The sequence below is a fragment of the Streptomyces sp. CA-294286 genome, from assembly GCF_050947155.1.
Classification (GTDB): domain Bacteria; phylum Actinomycetota; class Actinomycetes; order Streptomycetales; family Streptomycetaceae; genus Streptomyces.
Map to the genome: position 1 here is coordinate 5,891,738 of NZ_CP192005.1, position 15,239 is coordinate 5,906,976.

The window sequence follows — 15,239 nt, forward strand, 5'->3', positions numbered from 1 at the left end:
CAAGAACCGGAGGTGTCTGTCTGGTTGCTACTACGCCCCGCCCGTGAACTCCCGTGCCAGGTACGGGGCGGTCCGGCTCCGCGGGTCCGCCGCCAGGTCGCGCGGCGGTCCCGCCGCGACGACCCGGCCGCCCTCGTCGCCGCCGCCCGGACCCAGGTCGAGGACCCAGTCGGCTTCCGCCACGACGGCCATGTCGTGCTCGACGACGACCACCGAGTTCCCCGCGTCCACCAGGCGTTGCAACTGCCGCATCAGGACCTCCACATCGGCCGGATGCAGCCCGGTCGTCGGCTCGTCGAGCACGTAGAGGGTGTGGCCGCGCCGGGTCGTCGCCCGCTGCAACTCGGTCGCCAGCTTGATGCGCTGGGCCTCGCCGCCCGACAGCTCGGTGGCCGGCTGGCCGAGCCGCAGATAGCCGAGACCCACGTCCAGCAGGGCGCGCAGACTTCGGAGGGCGGCCGGGACGTCCGCGAAGAACTCGGCCGCCGCCTCCACGGTCAGGTCCAGCACCTCGGCGATGTTCAGGCCGCGGTGGGTGACCTGGAGGGTCTCGGGACGGTAGCGGGCCCCCTGGCACTCCGGGCAGGGGGCGTACGTGCTGGGCAGGAAGAGCAGCTCGACCGAGACGAAGCCCTCGCCCTGACAGGTCTCGCACCGCCCGCCGGTCACGTTGAACGAGAACCTGCCCGCCCTGTAGCCGCGCGCCTGCGCCTCGTCCGTCGCCGCGAACAACTTGCGCACGACGTCGAAGAGGCCGGTGTAGGTGGCCAGGTTGGACCGGGGCGTGCGCCCGATCGGCTTCTGATCGACCGTCACCAGCCTTCCGGCACCCGGATCCTCGTCGGTGATCGCGCCGACGAGCGTGGATTTCCCGGATCCCGACACCCCGGTGACCGCCGTGAACACCCCCAGCGGCAACTCCGCCTCCAGTGCCGCCAGGTTGTGCCGGGTGACCGGGCCCAGCTTCAGCCAACCCGACGCCTCGCGCACCGCGCGCACCGGCACGGGCCGCCGTTCGAAGAGGTAGGGGCGCGTCGCCGACTCCGGTACCTCCGCCAGACCGGCGGGCGGTCCGCTGTGCAGCACCCGCCCGCCGTGGACACCCGCCGCGGGTCCCACGTCCACCAGCCAGTCGGCACGGCGTACGACGTCGAGGTGGTGTTCCACCACGAAGACCGAATTGCCCGCCGCCTTCAGCCGGTCCAGCACGACGAGGAGTGCCTCGGCATCCGCGGGGTGCAGACCGGCCGACGGTTCGTCCAGGACGTACACGACGCCGAAGAGGCCGGACCGCAACTGGGTCGCCAGCCGCAGGCGTTGCAGCTCTCCGTTGGAGAGTGTGGGGGTCGTGCGGTCCAGGGAGAGGTAGCCGAGGCCGAGTTCGGTGACGACGGCGATACGGGCGCGCAGGTCGTCGGTGAGGACCCGCGCCGTCTCGTTCGCACCGGCACCGGGCGCCGGCACACCGTCCTCCAGCACCTGCGCCAGCTCCGCGAGGGGGAGCGAGGCCAGTTCCGCGATCGTGCGGCCCGCGAAGGTGACGGCGAGGGCTTCCGGGCGGAGCCTGCTGCCGCCGCAGGCCGGGCACGGCGAACTGGTCAGAAAGCGTTCTGCCCTGGCGCGCAGCGACTGGCTCCGGGTGTCGGCGAAGGTGTGCAGGACGTACCGCCGGGCGCTCGTGTACGTGCCCTGGTACGGGCGCTGGATGCGCCCCGCGTCGCGCACCGGGTGCACGGTGACGACCGGCTGCTCGTCGGTGAACAGGATCCAGTCGCGCTCCGCCTGCGGGAGGTCCCGCCACGGGCGGTCCACGTCGTACCCCAGGGCATCAAGTACGTCCCGGAGGTTCTTGCCCTGCCATGCTCCCGGCCACGCGGCGATCGCGCCCTCGCGGATCGAGAGTGCGGGATCCGGCACCAGCAGCGCCTCGCTGGTGCCGTGCACGCGGCCCAGACCATGACACGCCGGGCAGGCTCCGGCCGCCGTGTTCGGCGAGAACGCGTCCGAATCGAGGCGCTCCGCGCCCGCGGGATAGCTCCCGGCGCGGGAGAGAAGCATCCGCAGCGAATTGGAGAGGGTGGTGACGGTGCCGACCGAGGACCGTGCGGACGGCGCCGACCTGCGCTGTTCCAGGGACACGGCGGGCGGCAGCCCGGTGATCTCTCCGACGCGCGGCGCACCCGCCTGGTGGATCAATCGGCGGGCGTACGGAGCGACCGATTCGAAGTAGCGGCGCTGGGCCTCCGCGTAGATCGTCCCGAAGGCGAGGGAGGACTTGCCGGATCCTGAGACTCCGGTGAAGACGACGAGCGCGTCGCGCGGAACGTCGACGTCGACAGCGCGCAGATTGTGCTCTCGGGCGCCGCGGACGCGGAGGTACGGATCGTGCGGGCTGTGCATGGGGAGACTCCGTACGGCGGGGCGGGACCGGCGATCTGGGGGAACAGAGCGGGAGGGCGGACAGACAGTTCGATTCTAGGCTTCTGTGTGCTTCTGCCCCAGCTCGACCGAGCGGCCCACCGGGCTCGTCCGCCCCGCCAGGGCCGCCGTCGGCCGTCCCACCAATGCCGCCAGGCGCCGGTAGGAGTCCAGCAGGCCCTCCCGGTCGTAGGTGCTGGTGGTGACCAGTACCTCGTCCGCGCCGCTCGCCGCGAGCACCTCCTCCAGCCCGGCGGCCACCTGCTCCTCCGTGCCGTACAGGTGCCCCCGCAGCCCGCTCTCGTAGAGGCCGCGCTCCTTGTCGGTCATGCCACCCGACGCGCGGTCCGTACGGGCCAGCCGTTCCACGTGCTCGGCAGGCAGCAACGGCGGGAAGGTGCCGTGCGTGCGCGAGTAGGCCATGGACCAGGACTCCGGCACCAGGAGCCGGCGGGCCGCCTCCTCGGTGTCCGCGACGGCGACCGTCCCGGCGATCACCACGTACGGCTCGGCCGACCATGCCGACGGCCGGAAGTCCGTCCGGTAGCGTTCCACGGCCGCCAGCAGCTTCGGGCGGCCCCGGAGGTCCCCGACCACGACGGGCAGCCCCGCCGCCGCGGCGATCGCGGCTCCCTCACCGGTGGCCAGCACGAACGGCGGCACCCGCAACCCCTCCGCCGGGTACGCGTGCACGGGAGCGCCGCCGGTGAACCAGCCCAGCAGTTCGTCCAGTTGTTCCGCGAACCGGTCGGCGTCGTCCTTGTCCCGGCCCAGCGCCCTGCGCACACCGTCGGTGAAGCCCACGGACCGGCCGAGACCCATGTCGATCCGCCCCGGGAAGAGTGCCTCCAGGACCCCGAACTGCTCGGCCACGACCAGGGGCTGGTGGTTGGGCAGCATCACCCCGCCCGTGCCGACGCGGATCGTGGAGGTCGCGGCGGCCACCGCGGCGGCCAGCACCGTCGGCGCGGAACCGGCGACGCCGGGCACGCTGTGGTGCTCGGAGACCCAGAAGCGGTGGTAGCCGAGCGCTTCGAGCTGCCGGGCCAGGCGCACCGAGTCGCGCAGCGCCTGCGGCCCGTCGAACCCCTCGCGGGTACGGGAACGGTCGAGGACGGAGAACTTCGTCTGCGCGATCACTGTGCTCACTCACGGTGCAACGCCTCAGCGGCGGCAGCATTCCCGCTGCGCTTCCTTGCGCGGTGGCCCGGTCCGCTCCGCACGCGGCGGCCCGCACCGCTCCTTAGGCTGTGATCATGACCGACCACCGCAGCCCCGCACCCCGGCCGCCCAGGCCCCTCGCCGTCTTCGACCTCGACGGGACCCTCGCCGACAGCGCCCACCGGCAGCACCTCCTGGAACGCCGTCCGCGCGACTGGAACGCCTTCTTCGCCGCGGCGACCGAGGACCCGCCCCTGGCCGAAGGGGTCGCACTCGCCCTGAGCCGGGCCCGGGACTGCGAAGTCGTCTACCTCACCGGGCGCCCCGAAAGGTGCCGCCCCGACACCCTCGCCTGGCTCGCCGCCCAGGGGCTGCCGGAAGGACGCGTGTGGATGCGGCGCGACAACGACCGGCGCCCCGCCCGAGTGACCAAGCTGGAGATCCTGCGAGGTCTGGCGCGCGACCGGGAGGTCCGGGTGCTGGTGGACGACGACCCCCTGGTGTGCGAGGCGGCCGAGCGGGCCGGATTCACCGTCGTACGAGCCGACTGGGCGGTCCCCTCCGAGGCGCTGCGAAACGCCCAGGAAAAGGAGGGGCGCACCTGATGGGCACCGGTTGATCCTGATCCGGGACGGGTTGCCCGGTCCTGGCACCGCACTCGTGGGAGTTCGCGGTTCGAGATGTGTTCGAGTTGTGCAGGCCAAACCCTTGACCCGCCCATTGGTACATGCCAATTTCTAGATCCGTGAACTGTGCGAAGAAGCGCTCCCTGTCCACCTCCGTGGCCCTCGTCGTGTCCGGCGCCCTGCTGGCCGGCTGCGGCCTGCTCCCGTCGTCCCCGGACGAGGGGACGAGGACCGTCACCGTATGGCTGATGAAGGACAGCGCGTCCAGCGACTTCCTCAAGAGGTTCACGGAGGCGTACGAGAAGGAACACGCACACACGAAGCTGGACATCCAGATCAAGTCGTGGGGCGGCATCGGCGCCCAGATCAAGAAGGCGCTGACGGGCGACAACCCGCCGGACGTCATCGAGGTGGGCAATACGCAGGTGGCCCACTACGCCGACCACGGCGGCCTGGAGAACCTCACCCTGGAGTCCCTGCGCGACTTCGGCAGTGAGGACTGGCTGCCGGGACTCGCCGAGCCGGGAAAGATCAACCACGCCCAGTTCGGCATTCCCTGGTACGCCGCGAATCGCGTCGTCGTCTACCGCAAGGACCTCTTCCAGCAGGCCGGGGTACGGGAGCCGCGCGACCGCCAGGAGTGGCTGACCGCCACGGAGAAGCTCAACACCGCCGGCAGGCAGGGCATCTACCTGGCGGGCCAGGACTGGTACACCCTGGCGGGCTTCATCTGGGAGGAGGGCGGCGAACTCGCCGTCGACGCCGGTGGAAGGTGGACGGGTGCCCTGCACTCGGAGGCGGCGCTGCGCGGCATGAGCTTCTACAAGAAACTCCAGGCGCTCGGCGGCGGCCCCCGCGACGCGGACGAGGAGAAACCCCCGCAGGCGGGCGTGTTCGCGCAGGGAAACGTCGCGCAGATCGTCGCCACGCCCGGAGCAGCGAAGATCATCGAGGAGAAGAATCCCGCGCTGCGCGGCAAGCTCGGCTTCTTTCCCGTACCCGGAAAGACCCCGGACAAGCCCGGTGCGGTCTTCACCGGCGGCTCCGACCTGGTGATACCCGAGAGGACGGACCAGCGGCAGGCCGCGGTCCAGGTGGTGCAGGCCCTCACCGGCAAGAAGTGGCAGGTCGACCTGGCCCGCACCATGAGCTACGTGCCCAACAAGGGCAACCTGATCTCCGAGGTGGCGGACGAGGAGGGCGTCGCCGCCATGTCGCGGGGAGCCCTCCAGGGCAGGGCCACACCGGCGTCACCCACGTGGGGGGACGTCGAGGCGAACAACCCGATCAAGACGTACATGTCGCAGGTGTTGGCCGGAGCCGACCCGCAGGACGCCGCGAAGCGGGCGTCGGCCCGCATCACGGCGACCCTGCAACGGTTCGAGGAGGAGTAGGGCTCGCAGGACCCGTCATCCCGGGACACGGCAGGCCCCGCGCGGGGAGGTCCGCGCGGGGCCGCGCCCCGGCGTCTACGCCATGATGGACAGCGACAGCGCGAAACGCCCCGCACGGTCCGTCCACCAGTGGCTCAACTCCATCCCCGCAGCGCCCAGTTCCTCCCGTACCCCTTGCTCGCGGAACTTCGCGGAGACCTCGGTACGCAACTCCTCGTCCTTCTCGAAAGTCACCGCGAGGTCCAGTTCCCGCACCTTCACGGTCAGTGCGGAGCGCGCCCGCAGCCGCATCTCGATCCACTCGTGCTCGCGGTCCCAGCGGGCGACGTGGGCGAAGTCGTCCGGGTCGAAGTCCGCGTCCAGCTCACGGTTGAGGACGTTCAGCACGTTCTTGTTGAAGGTGGCGGTCACCCCCGCCGCGTCGTCGTACGCGGCCACCAGCGTGGCCTCGTCCTTCACCAGGTCGGTGCCCAGCAGCAGACAGTCGTCCGCGCGGAGCAGCGACCGTACGGACTTCAGGAACACGTTCCGCTCGCCGGGCAGCAGATTGCCCAGCGTCCCGCCCAGGAACGCCACCAGCCGCGGACCCGGCGTGTCCGGCAGGGCGAGCCCCCGCGTGAAGTCGGCGATCAGGGCGTGCACGGACAGCGAGGGACGCTCGGCGAGCAGTGCCCCGGCGGCGAGGGTCAGGGCGCTCTCGCTGACGTCCACCGGCAGATAGCTGTGCAGGCCGGGGAGGGCGTCCAGGAGGATGCGGGTCTTCTCCGAGGAACCCGAGCCCAGCTCGACGAGCGTCCGCGCGCCGCAGGCAGCGGCGATCTCCCCGGCACGGTCGTGCAGGATCTCGCGTTCCGCGCGCGTCGGGTAGTACTCGGGCAGGCGGGTGATCTCCTCGAACAGTTCGCTGCCACGGGCGTCGTAGAACCACTTCGGCGGGAGCGACTTGGGGTTGTGCCCCAGTCCCTGGCGGACGTCGGCGCGCAGGTCGGCGCCGGTCGCGTCGACGGGCAGGGTGCGGGTGAGGCGGAAAGAGCTCACGTGGTCGGCTCCTCGAACGGGGTCAGCAGGACATCGGTGCGGGTGGCGACGAGCAGACAGCGGTCGGGTACCTCGGTCCAATGCGGGCCGTCGTCGTACGGTTCGGAGGCGACCACGGTGCGCCGGCCCGGCTCGGCCAGGTACCACAGGGTGTCGCCCCAGGCGGACGCCGCGACCGTGCGGCCGTCGGTGAGCAGCAGGTTCAGCCGGGAGTCGGGTGCGGCGGCAGCGACCTCCCGCACGGTTGCGGTGAGCGCCCGGCCCATCTCCTCACCGTTCCGCAGCCGGTGCAGGAGCAGTGCCCACACCAGTGCCGAGTCGCAGCGCGCCTCCAGGGCCAGCAGCTCGGCGGGAGGCAGTCCGGACGCCAGCTGCGCCACGGACCCCGGCCAGTTGCCGAGTGCGCCGTTGTGACTGAACAGGTAGGGGCCCCAGCCGAACGGGGCCGCCGCCGCTTCGCCGTCCGCACCGGCCTCGGTCGCGTCGCGCACCGCCGCGAGCAGCGCCCCGGTACGGACGACACGCGCGAGGTCGGCGAAGTTCGCGTCCGCCCACATGGGTCCCGTACGCCGGTACCGGGCGGGTGCGGGGTCGCCGTCGGCGTACCAGCCGACGCCGAAACCGTCCGCGTTGACCGTCCCGTACTTCTGCATCCGGGGCGCCCAGGCCTGCCGGTACAGCCCGTGGGCGGGGTCGACCACCACCTCGCGGAGGGCCGACTCGACGCCGAGAAAGGCAAGATGACGGCACATCAGCGCTCCTCTTCCGCCGCGTCACGGGCCGTCCGGAAGCCGGCGAAGATCTGCCTGCGCACCGGCAGGTCCCAGTTGCGGAAGGTGCCCCGGCACGCCACCGCGTCCACCGCGAAGGAACCGCCGCGCAGCACCTTGTGCGCGGGGCCGAAGAAGACTTCCGAGTACTCGCGGTACGGGAACGGGGCGAATCCCGGATACGGCAGGAAGTCGCTCGACGTCCACTCCCACACGTCTCCCAACAACTGACGTACACCCAGAGGCGATTCACCGTCCGGGTATGCTCCCGCAGGAGCCGGACGCAGGTGCCGCTGACCGAGGTTGGCGCGCTCCGGGGTCGGATCGGCATCGCCCCACGGAAAGCGCATCGAGCGCCCCGACACCGGGTCGAAGCGGGCCGCCTTCTCCCACTCGGCCTCCGAAGGAAGCCGCCGTCCCGCCCACCGCGCGTACGCGTCCGCCTCGTACCAACTCACGTGCAGAACGGGCTCGTCGAGGGGCACGGGCTCCGTCACCCCGAAGTGCCGCCGCACCCACTGCCCGCCCTCGCGGCGCCAGAACAACGGTGCGCCCAGATCGTGGGCACGGACCATCTGCCAGCCCGACGGCGCCCACCACCGGGACTCACGGTAGCCGCCGTCCTCGATGAAGCGCAGATAGGCCGCGTTGCTCACCGGCACGGTGTCGAGCAGGAACGCAGGGACGAACGTGGCGTGGGCGGGACGCTCGTTGTCCAGGGCCCAGGGCTCCACGGACGTCCCCATGGTGAAAGGCCCTCCAGGAACCAGGACCTCCGCAGCGGTCGGGGCAGCGTGAGCGGGGACGGGCGGGGGAGGGGGAGCGTGCAGTGCCGCCGGACCGCGCCGCAGCTGATGGGTGATCAGCATGGTCTCGTCGTGCTGCTGCTCGTGCTGCGCGATCATCCCGAAGGCGAAGGCGGCCCCCACGAGCGGTCCGCCGCCGTCCAGTGCGCTGTGCTCCAGGACGTCCAGGGCCCGCCCGCGCACCTCGGCGGCGTAGGCGCGGGCTTCGGCCGGCGCGAGCAGCGGGAGCGTCGGGCGCTCGGCGCGCGGGTGCTCGAAGGCGTCGTACACGGAGTCGATCTCCGGGCGCATCGCCTGCCGCCCGGCGACATTCCGCAGGAGCCACTGCTCCTCCTGGTTGCCGATGTGCGCGAGGTCCCACACCAGTGGGGACATTAACGGCGAGTGCTGCGAGACCAGTTCGCCGTCGTCGACGCAGGAGGTGAGGAGTTCGGTGCGGGCCCGTGCGGTGGTCAGCGCCTCGACGGCGCGCTTGCGAAGCCCCTCGGAGTCGACCTCCGGGGGCTGGAAGGGGTGAGTCATGGACGAGGGTCCTTCACGGGGTCGAGGGCTGTGCCGGGGGAGGACACGGGCTGCGCAGGCCGGCTGGAGCCGAGGTCGAGGCCGGAGGTGGAGTCGGGGTCGTGGCCGGGCCCGGAGCCGGGGTCGGTATCGAGGCCCGAGCCGGAGTCGGAGCCGGGGTCGAGGCTGGAGCTGGAGCTGGAGCTGGAGCTGGAGCTGGAGCCGAAGTCGAGGCCGGTGTGCCGACCGGGGTCGGGGGCGTTGTTCGGCCCGCGGTGAAGGCCGGCGTCGAGCAGGTCGTCAGCAGGGCACCGCCCCCGGGCCACGTACCTCTCCGCGTACGCCGTCACCGCGTCCCGGACCGGTTCCGGCGCCCCGAGCCGCGGAAGGGCTTCGAGAGCCGCGGCGAAGCAGGTGACGGCGGCGGCGTGCAGATCCGGGTCGCTGAGACCGTCACGGGCCGCGGTCTCCCACAGCGGATTGTGCGGAGCCGCACGCGCACCGGCGATCTCCGCAAGGGGTTTGACTGCGCGATAGGCGATCTCCGCGGCCTGCGGGTCGTCGAACAGTGCCGCAGTCACCGCCAGCGGCACCATCCAGCCGTCCTCTCCCGGCTGCGCGTCGATCATCCGCAGCTCCAGGTGCCCCTGTGGTCGCACCGGCGGGAAGAGGGTGGTGAGGTGGTAGGCGAGGTCGGACCGGTTCGGGGCGCGCGGTGTCCGGCGGTGCGTCCACTCCCGGAACGTCAGCCCGTCCGGCACCTCCCACGCCGCACCGCGGTCGCCGCGTACGCACATCACCGGAGCGTCCAGGACCCGCTCGGCCCAAGCGCCGCGAGGCTCGGCACCGGGCCGCGGGGCGAGCGTGCGGGCCCGCTCGATTCCTGCCCAGAGGGTCTGCCGGTGCGAGCGGTGGGTCGTCCGACGTCCCTGCGCGTACGGCGAGTTGGCGAACGCGGCGACAAGGACCGCGCCCAGCAGATGCGCCAGCAGCCAGCGCCGGCCGAGTCCCAGCGGCCCCGGCTCGTCGTGCCCGGCGTCCACGCATACCTGGATCGACGCCGAGGTGCACATCATGGCCCGGCCAGAAGGGCCCGCGCGGTCGAGATAGCGCTCCATGGCGTCGTAACGCGGCTCACGCAGGAATCGCCGCGGGGGCTGCCAGGGGTCCTGGCCGAATCCCGCGAGGACGAGTCCCCGTGGGCGCAGCGCGCCGCGTACGGCGGCCAGATCGGCGGAGACGGAGGCGAGGCACTGGGCCAGGGAGGGGGCGGGCAGCGAGCTGAGCTCCAACTGGCCGCCGGGTTCGACGGTGAGGGCCGACCTCAGCGGCAGGGCGCGGGTGGCGGCGTGGGCGGCGGCGAGGCGGTCGGGGGAGAGGGGCAGGTGCGGCTCGTTCGCGTCGTGGACGAGCCATTCGAGTTCCACACCGATCGTTTTGGGCGGGCCCGTCTTGAAACAGATGCATCGCAGCAGGTCCGCCGCCTCGGTCTCGGTGATCGGTGGACCGCCTTCGGTGAACTCCACACTGGGCATGGCCTGTTCCTCCCGTCGAACGTCGAACTGTCGAAGACCTGGATGGCGACCGCGGACGCTGCCTGCCGTGCGTGTCCGTGGTGCGTGGCGCCCGCTCCTGTCCGTTGCCCGTGCGCTCCGGCGGATCGGACCGGGGCACAGCAGACCACCCAACCGACTGTCCGTGCCTCGCACAAGAGGCCCCTTTCGGTCGGGTCCGCCGCCACGGGCACGTACGAAATCCCTTTGCCCTGCGTGCCCGCCTCGCGGAGGATCAGCCAGGTGAGCGCACGTCTGCGCGGGATCGCGCGAGAAACGGAAGCCGTCGTCGCGGCCGGGCGATACACGGGCCCCGACGGCCGAAACACATCCATCGCCGGGGACCTGGCAGCGGCACTGGCCGGAACCCGGCTGCACGGCCCGGCACCGGTCCCGGTTCCGGGTACCCCGGCAGCCGGCCGTGCCACCGTCTTCGAGGTCACCGGCGAGAGCAGCACGCAGGCGGCCCGGCGACTGACCCATGAGGCCCCGGATCCGGTCGCCGTCCTCGTCTTCGCCTCGGCCCGCAACCCGGGCGGCGGCTATCTCAACGGCGCACAGGCCCAGGAGGAAGCCCTGTGCCGCGCCTCGGCGCTGTACGCCTGCCTGCTGCGCGTCCCGGAGTTCTACGCCCACCACCGGGCGGAACGCGACGTGTTCTACACCGACCGGGTCATTCACGCCCCCGGGGTGCCGGTCTTCCGCGACGACCGGGGGCAGTTGCTCCCCGCCCCCTACCGGGTCGGCTTCCTCACCTCGCCCGCGCCCAACGCGGGCGTGATCCGACGGAACACGCCGCAGGAGGCGCACCGCATTCCGGCCGTGCTCGCCGGTCGGGCGCAGCGGGTGCTGGAGGTGGCGTCGGTCTGCGGCTACCGGCGGCTCGTCCTCGGGGCCTGGGGCTGCGGCGTCTTCCAGAACGAACCTGCCGTGGTGGCGGAGGCGTTCAGGAGCCTGCTGGCCGAGGGCGGACGGTTCGCCGGGCACTTCGACCGGGTGACCTTCGCCGTACTGGACCGCACGGCGGAAGGCCCGACGCTCACGGCCTTTCGCAAGGCCTTCCCCTCCGGCCCGCTGCCCCAGGCGGGCTGACAGTCCGGATCAGCGGATCAGTGGATGTGCGGATCAGTGGATGTGCGGATCGGCGGATCAGCGGATTTGCAGGATGTGCAGCGTCGCGTTCAGCCCCTCCACGTCGCGAATGGCCGACCACTTGGGCAGGACGCGCACGTGATCGCCGAGGAGTATCTCGATGTTGTTGTTGCCCGAGGTGACGCGCGAAACGTGGGGGAGCCCCGGGGCCATGACGCCCGCGTTGGCGAAGCAGGCGGTACGGCCGCCGTCGTACCAGACCTTGACCAGGTCCGTACGGTCGCCGCAGGCCGTCTGGTTGGCCGCGGCAGCCGGGGAGACGGACACGAGAGCCGAGACGGCTCCCACTGCCAGGACGAGACCGAGCCGGGAGAGGGTGCGCTTCATGGGTGGAGTCTTCCTTCCGCGATGTGGCGGTGTTGTTGAGCAACACGGTTCGGTCTGCTGAACGAAGCGGGTGGCTCCCCGGTTCACCTGTGGGCGGCAACGGATGTCCGGGCCCTTCGCCCCGTGGTCGTGCCAGGGGTGGAACCGTCGGCGTCGTTCGGTCAGCGGATTCTTGCCGCACCGCGTCCCGGCGCTCGGCTCCGGAGCCCTCACGGCCCGTCAAGGCGTTCCGGCGCGCATCCCGCAATGCCCGCCAGGCCCCGTCGTTCGGGCAAGCGTGTCATCATGCCCGCCTCCGCAGTAACGGGGACTGCTGCGACGAAGGGCAGTCCCACAGAGGAAAGGGACACGGTGTGACGGGAGTTGGCCACGGAGGCGCGGCCGGTCCGGGAGCGGTGACGACCCGGTTCAGCGACCGGCTGCGGGTGACCCGGCCCTGGCCGCGAGAGCTGCGGCCCTACGTGCACAGCTACGACGGATACCGGGTGGATGCGACGACGTCGTACCGGGTGCGGCTGGTCCCCACGGGACGCGCCGTCGTAGTGATCAATCTCGGGGAGCCGTTCGCCCAGGTGTTCCGGCTGAAGGAGACGGGCCCCGCCGTACGTGTGGTCGGGTCGCTGGTCGCGGGGCTCGAAGACGGGCCGCGGGTGTGCGATCACCCCGGTGGCCAGGAGGCGATACGACTCGAACTGACCCCACTCGGCGCGTACCGGCTCTTCGCCCTGCCCATGCGGGAGTTGACGAACGGCGTGTTCGAACTGCGGGACGTCCTCGGGCCAGGGGCGGACGAGTTGGTGGAGCGGATGTCGGCCACCCGTGACTGGACGCAGCGGTTCGACCTGCTGGACGCCGCGTTGCTGACCCGGCTGGACCGCGGTCCCGATCCTTCGCCCGAGGTCGCGCATGCCTGGCGGCTGCTCACGCGGTCGGCGGGTACGACCCCGGTGGCCCGCGTCGCCGCCGAAGTCGGCTGGAGCCACGCCCACTTGGTCCGTCGCTTCACTCATCAGGTCGGGTTGACGCCCAAGACGACTGCCAGGGTGCTGCGCTTCCACCGGTCGGTGGAACTGTTGTCCCGCGGGGGGACGGACCTCAGACAACTGGCGGCCGCCTGCGGCTTCTACGACCAGGCCCACCTCAACCGGGAGTTCCGCGCGCTGGCCGACATCACTCCTGCCGGACTGGCGAACGCCCGCCGTGTGGAGGGCGCTCACGAACTGTGAGCGGCGGGACTCGCGCGGCCGACGTCGGGCAATGAGATCAAATTTGTCCAAGCAATGCCGCCCGTGTCCTCTCTAAGGTCCCTGGAGAGTACGCAGTCGTTCCGCACAGTCACACCAAGGGGATACGCATGTCGGTGCCGAATCCGAGGTCGGGCAATCAGCCCGCACGCCGAGGCCGGTGGGAGCGGTACAAGGTGACGCGCCCGTTCTCGCCCCAGGACCTGGCCGGTCTGTGGGGCTCGATCCTGGGCGTGGTGGCGCTCGCTCTGCTGCTCGGGTGGGCACTCGACATGAAGGGCGGCGTGGTGATCGTCGCGGCGATCCCGTTCATCTCGTCCTGGTTCGACTCACGTCGCATCCTGTTCCAGTTCGACGCAGTCGGCGTACGGGTCGCCGATGTGCTGCTGCCCTGGAACGACGTCACGCAGTTCGTCGTGGCGACGCCCGAGAGCGATGAGCACGTGCTCATCGGTGTTCGACTGCGCCAGGGGGCGACGGTGCCGGCCGGTACGGGGGTCCGGCCGGCACATCCGGCGATGCCGGCGCCACTGCACGTGGCCGTGCAGCGTGACAAGTTCCAGCTGGACAAGATGCTCACCAAGGCACGCAAGTACGCCCCGTCCCACGTCCAGGTAGTGGTGGCCGAGCCGACGGGAGAGCGGGTGGCCTCCTGATACGGGGCAGCGGTGACGGGGCCCGCCGGTGTTCGCTCCGGCCCCCGCCACCTCTCCGTGGCCCCGCCCCCACCGTCGGCCCCCCGCCCTGCCTGGGCACACCCGGGCAGGCGTCATGTGTGTCTGGGCCGACCACAGCACCATCGGTGTGGTGACTCCCCGCAGGCCCACCGGTGAATACTCCATGGACGAAGCCGCCAGGATCGCCGCGGATCTCCGCAAGGAAGTGCGGGTCGCGGGCGACTGACCCGTGACGCGCTCGAGTGCGGAGCCCGGCCCTGGGGCGCCGCGCTCCCCGCTTCCCGAGGCGTTGAAGCGGTGAGCGGCAGGGCGCCCACTGCCGGGAGGGCTGCCGGTGCACCCGGTCAGGTGGGTGCGGCGGACACTGTTGCTGTCCGGCGGCTGCTTGCCATGGCAGGCCCTGGTCGCGTTGTTGATCACCTGGACGCCCGTGCCGGTGCAGTGCAACGGGAAGTGCTCGACGGGCGCAGGGGCACCCCTGCCTCCTGGTACAAGCTCTTCACCCCTGTCGCTGCCCCTGGCGGGCAGCCGGACCCGGTACTCTCGCCACACATCGGACAAGGGGGCAGTGGTGGCCCAAGCCGGCAAGGGCGTGCGACCCGCCTGGGTCGACGACGACCTCTTCCCGTTCGAGAGCCGCTTCCTGGACATCGACGGCCACAGCGTGCACTACGTCGACGAGGGGGCGGGTCCCACGCTGCTGTTTCTGCACGGCAACCCGACCTGGTCGTTCCTCTGGCGCGACGTGATCCGCGTGTTGCGCGACGACTTCCGGTGCCTCGCGCTCGACTTTCCGGGTTTCGGGCTTTCGACACCGAGGTCCGGCTATCGTTTCCTGCCCGAGGAACACGCGGACATCGTCACCGCTTTCGTCGACTCGCTCGGACTGGCCGAGGTCACTCTGGTCGGACAGGACTGGGGCGGACCGATCGGCCTGGCCGCCGCGCAGCGTCGGCCAGGCGTCTTCGATCGGTTGGTACTCGCCAACGCCTGGGCCTGGCCGGTCAACGGGGACCCCTACTTCGAGGCCTTCGCCCGTATCGTCGGCGGGCCTCCCGTCCGCTTCCTTACGCGGCGGCTCAACCTCGTCGTCAACGCCTTCATCCCCATGGGTCACCGAAGGCGGAAGCCGACAGCAGTCGAGATGACCCACTACCGCCGCGCACTGGACACCCCCGCGCGGCGTCGCGCCTCCGCCGTACTCCCCGGCCGCCTCCTCGCCAGCCGGGGTTTCTTCACCGAGATCGAGGCCGGGCTCGCCGACCTCGACCGCCTGCCGACGCTGATCATCTGGGGAAATGCCCAAATCGGTTTTCGTCCTCGGGAGCGCGAACGCCAAGAAGCGATTTTCTCCGAGCACACCACCGTGATCGTCGAAGGTGCCGGCCTGTACGTGGAGTCCGACGCACCGGAGGAGTTCGTCGCCGCGATCCGAGGTTGGTCGTCGGCCCCGTAAGACCGGGGGCAGCGGTGGTACGGGTGCCCGGGGCCGTGGTGTGGCTGGATCATGCGTGCCGGAATGGCTCTTCTCAGCGGCCCTACTCTCCCTTACGGTCAGCGGAACGCGACAAG

The 15,239-nt window shown here is 71.3% G+C and carries 13 protein-coding genes; 6 read left to right on the forward strand and 7 right to left on the reverse strand.

Annotation, left to right across the window (positions count from 1 at the left end):
- Positions 1-30: 30 nt before the first annotated feature.
- Together ACQPZG_RS30725 and ACQPZG_RS30730 are read right to left on the reverse strand one after the other, a co-directional pair.
- Positions 31-2,400 (reverse strand): ATP-binding cassette domain-containing protein, encoded by a 2,370-nt coding sequence (locus ACQPZG_RS30725; RefSeq protein ID WP_433548945.1) that lies wholly within the window; start codon positions 2,398-2,400, stop codon positions 31-33.
- 75 nt (positions 2,401-2,475) lie between these two features.
- Positions 2,476-3,567: an MsnO8 family LLM class oxidoreductase gene (locus tag ACQPZG_RS30730; protein ID WP_433548946.1), complete on the reverse strand. Its 1,092-nt coding sequence runs from the start codon at positions 3,565-3,567 to the stop codon at positions 2,476-2,478.
- 107 nt (positions 3,568-3,674) lie between these two features.
- On the opposite strand from ACQPZG_RS30730, the gene ACQPZG_RS30735 reads away from it, so the two are divergent.
- Both ACQPZG_RS30735 and ACQPZG_RS30740 read left to right on the forward strand, forming a co-directional pair.
- Positions 3,675-4,184 (forward strand): LNS2 domain-containing protein, encoded by a 510-nt coding sequence (locus ACQPZG_RS30735; protein WP_433548947.1) that lies wholly within the window; start codon positions 3,675-3,677, stop codon positions 4,182-4,184.
- Positions 4,185-4,306: 122 nt separating this feature from the next.
- Entirely contained in the window at positions 4,307-5,599 is a 1,293-nt protein-coding gene (locus ACQPZG_RS30740; protein WP_433548948.1) for an extracellular solute-binding protein, read from the forward strand.
- A gap of 75 nt (positions 5,600-5,674) precedes the next feature.
- On the opposite strand, the gene egtD is transcribed toward ACQPZG_RS30740, so the two are convergent.
- Genes egtD through egtA form a run of 4 tightly spaced genes read right to left on the reverse strand, consistent with a single transcriptional unit; the run spans position 5,675 to position 10,249 of the window.
- Positions 5,675-6,637 (reverse strand): L-histidine N(alpha)-methyltransferase, encoded by a 963-nt coding sequence (gene egtD, locus ACQPZG_RS30745; RefSeq protein ID WP_433548949.1) that lies wholly within the window; start codon positions 6,635-6,637, stop codon positions 5,675-5,677.
- Positions 6,634-7,389, reverse strand: coding sequence for an ergothioneine biosynthesis protein EgtC (egtC, locus tag ACQPZG_RS30750; protein WP_433548950.1), 756 nt, complete (start codon positions 7,387-7,389; stop codon positions 6,634-6,636). Before egtC ends, egtD begins: the two co-directional genes overlap by 4 nt.
- Positions 7,389-8,735, reverse strand: a complete 1,347-nt coding sequence (egtB, locus tag ACQPZG_RS30755) for an ergothioneine biosynthesis protein EgtB (RefSeq protein ID WP_433548951.1) — start codon at positions 8,733-8,735, stop codon at positions 7,389-7,391. Before egtB ends, egtC begins: the two co-directional genes overlap by 1 nt.
- A complete protein-coding gene (gene egtA / locus ACQPZG_RS30760) occupies positions 8,732-10,249 on the reverse strand; it encodes an ergothioneine biosynthesis glutamate--cysteine ligase EgtA (RefSeq protein ID WP_433548952.1) in 1,518 nt (505 codons plus the stop codon). The genes egtB and egtA overlap by 4 nt, the downstream gene beginning before the upstream one ends.
- Before the next feature lie 261 nt (positions 10,250-10,510).
- Here egtA and ACQPZG_RS30765 point away from each other — a divergent pair, with 261 nt between their 5' ends.
- Positions 10,511-11,359 carry a TIGR02452 family protein gene (locus ACQPZG_RS30765; RefSeq protein WP_433548953.1) on the forward strand — a complete coding sequence of 283 codons (849 nt, stop codon included), beginning with the start codon at positions 10,511-10,513 and terminating at the stop codon, positions 11,357-11,359.
- Positions 11,360-11,416: 57 nt separating this feature from the next.
- On the opposite strand, the gene ACQPZG_RS30770 is transcribed toward ACQPZG_RS30765, so the two are convergent.
- On the reverse strand, positions 11,417-11,746 hold the full coding sequence (locus ACQPZG_RS30770; protein WP_433548954.1) for a beta/gamma crystallin domain-containing protein: 330 nt from the start codon (positions 11,744-11,746) through the stop codon (positions 11,417-11,419).
- Between the two features lie 353 nt (positions 11,747-12,099).
- Here ACQPZG_RS30770 and ACQPZG_RS30775 point away from each other — a divergent pair, with 353 nt between their 5' ends.
- From ACQPZG_RS30775 to ACQPZG_RS30785, 3 genes are all read left to right on the forward strand, one after another.
- Entirely contained in the window at positions 12,100-12,972 is an 873-nt protein-coding gene (locus ACQPZG_RS30775; protein WP_433548955.1) for a helix-turn-helix domain-containing protein, read from the forward strand.
- Positions 12,973-13,100: 128 nt separating this feature from the next.
- Positions 13,101-13,646 (forward strand): hypothetical protein, encoded by a 546-nt coding sequence (locus ACQPZG_RS30780; protein ID WP_433548956.1) that lies wholly within the window; start codon positions 13,101-13,103, stop codon positions 13,644-13,646.
- A gap of 592 nt (positions 13,647-14,238) precedes the next feature.
- Positions 14,239-15,123 carry an alpha/beta fold hydrolase gene (locus ACQPZG_RS30785; protein WP_433548957.1) on the forward strand — a complete coding sequence of 295 codons (885 nt, stop codon included), beginning with the start codon at positions 14,239-14,241 and terminating at the stop codon, positions 15,121-15,123.
- Positions 15,124-15,239 lie beyond the last annotated feature (116 nt).

Coding starts and splice junctions, on each gene's coding strand:
- egtA (WP_433548952.1), bottom strand. CDS start 10,249: ATGCCCAGTGTGGAGTTCACCGAAGGCGGTCCACCGATCACCGAGACC.
- ACQPZG_RS30735 (WP_433548947.1), top strand. CDS start 3,675: ATGACCGACCACCGCAGCCCCGCACCCCGGCCGCCCAGGCCCCTCGCC.
- ACQPZG_RS30725 (WP_433548945.1), bottom strand. CDS start 2,400: ATGCACAGCCCGCACGATCCGTACCTCCGCGTCCGCGGCGCCCGAGAG.
- ACQPZG_RS30780 (WP_433548956.1), top strand. CDS start 13,101: ATGTCGGTGCCGAATCCGAGGTCGGGCAATCAGCCCGCACGCCGAGGC.
- ACQPZG_RS30770 (WP_433548954.1), bottom strand. CDS start 11,746: ATGAAGCGCACCCTCTCCCGGCTCGGTCTCGTCCTGGCAGTGGGAGCC.
- ACQPZG_RS30740 (WP_433548948.1), top strand. CDS start 4,307: ATGCCAATTTCTAGATCCGTGAACTGTGCGAAGAAGCGCTCCCTGTCC.
- egtC (WP_433548950.1), bottom strand. CDS start 7,389: ATGTGCCGTCATCTTGCCTTTCTCGGCGTCGAGTCGGCCCTCCGCGAG.
- egtB (WP_433548951.1), bottom strand. CDS start 8,735: ATGACTCACCCCTTCCAGCCCCCGGAGGTCGACTCCGAGGGGCTTCGC.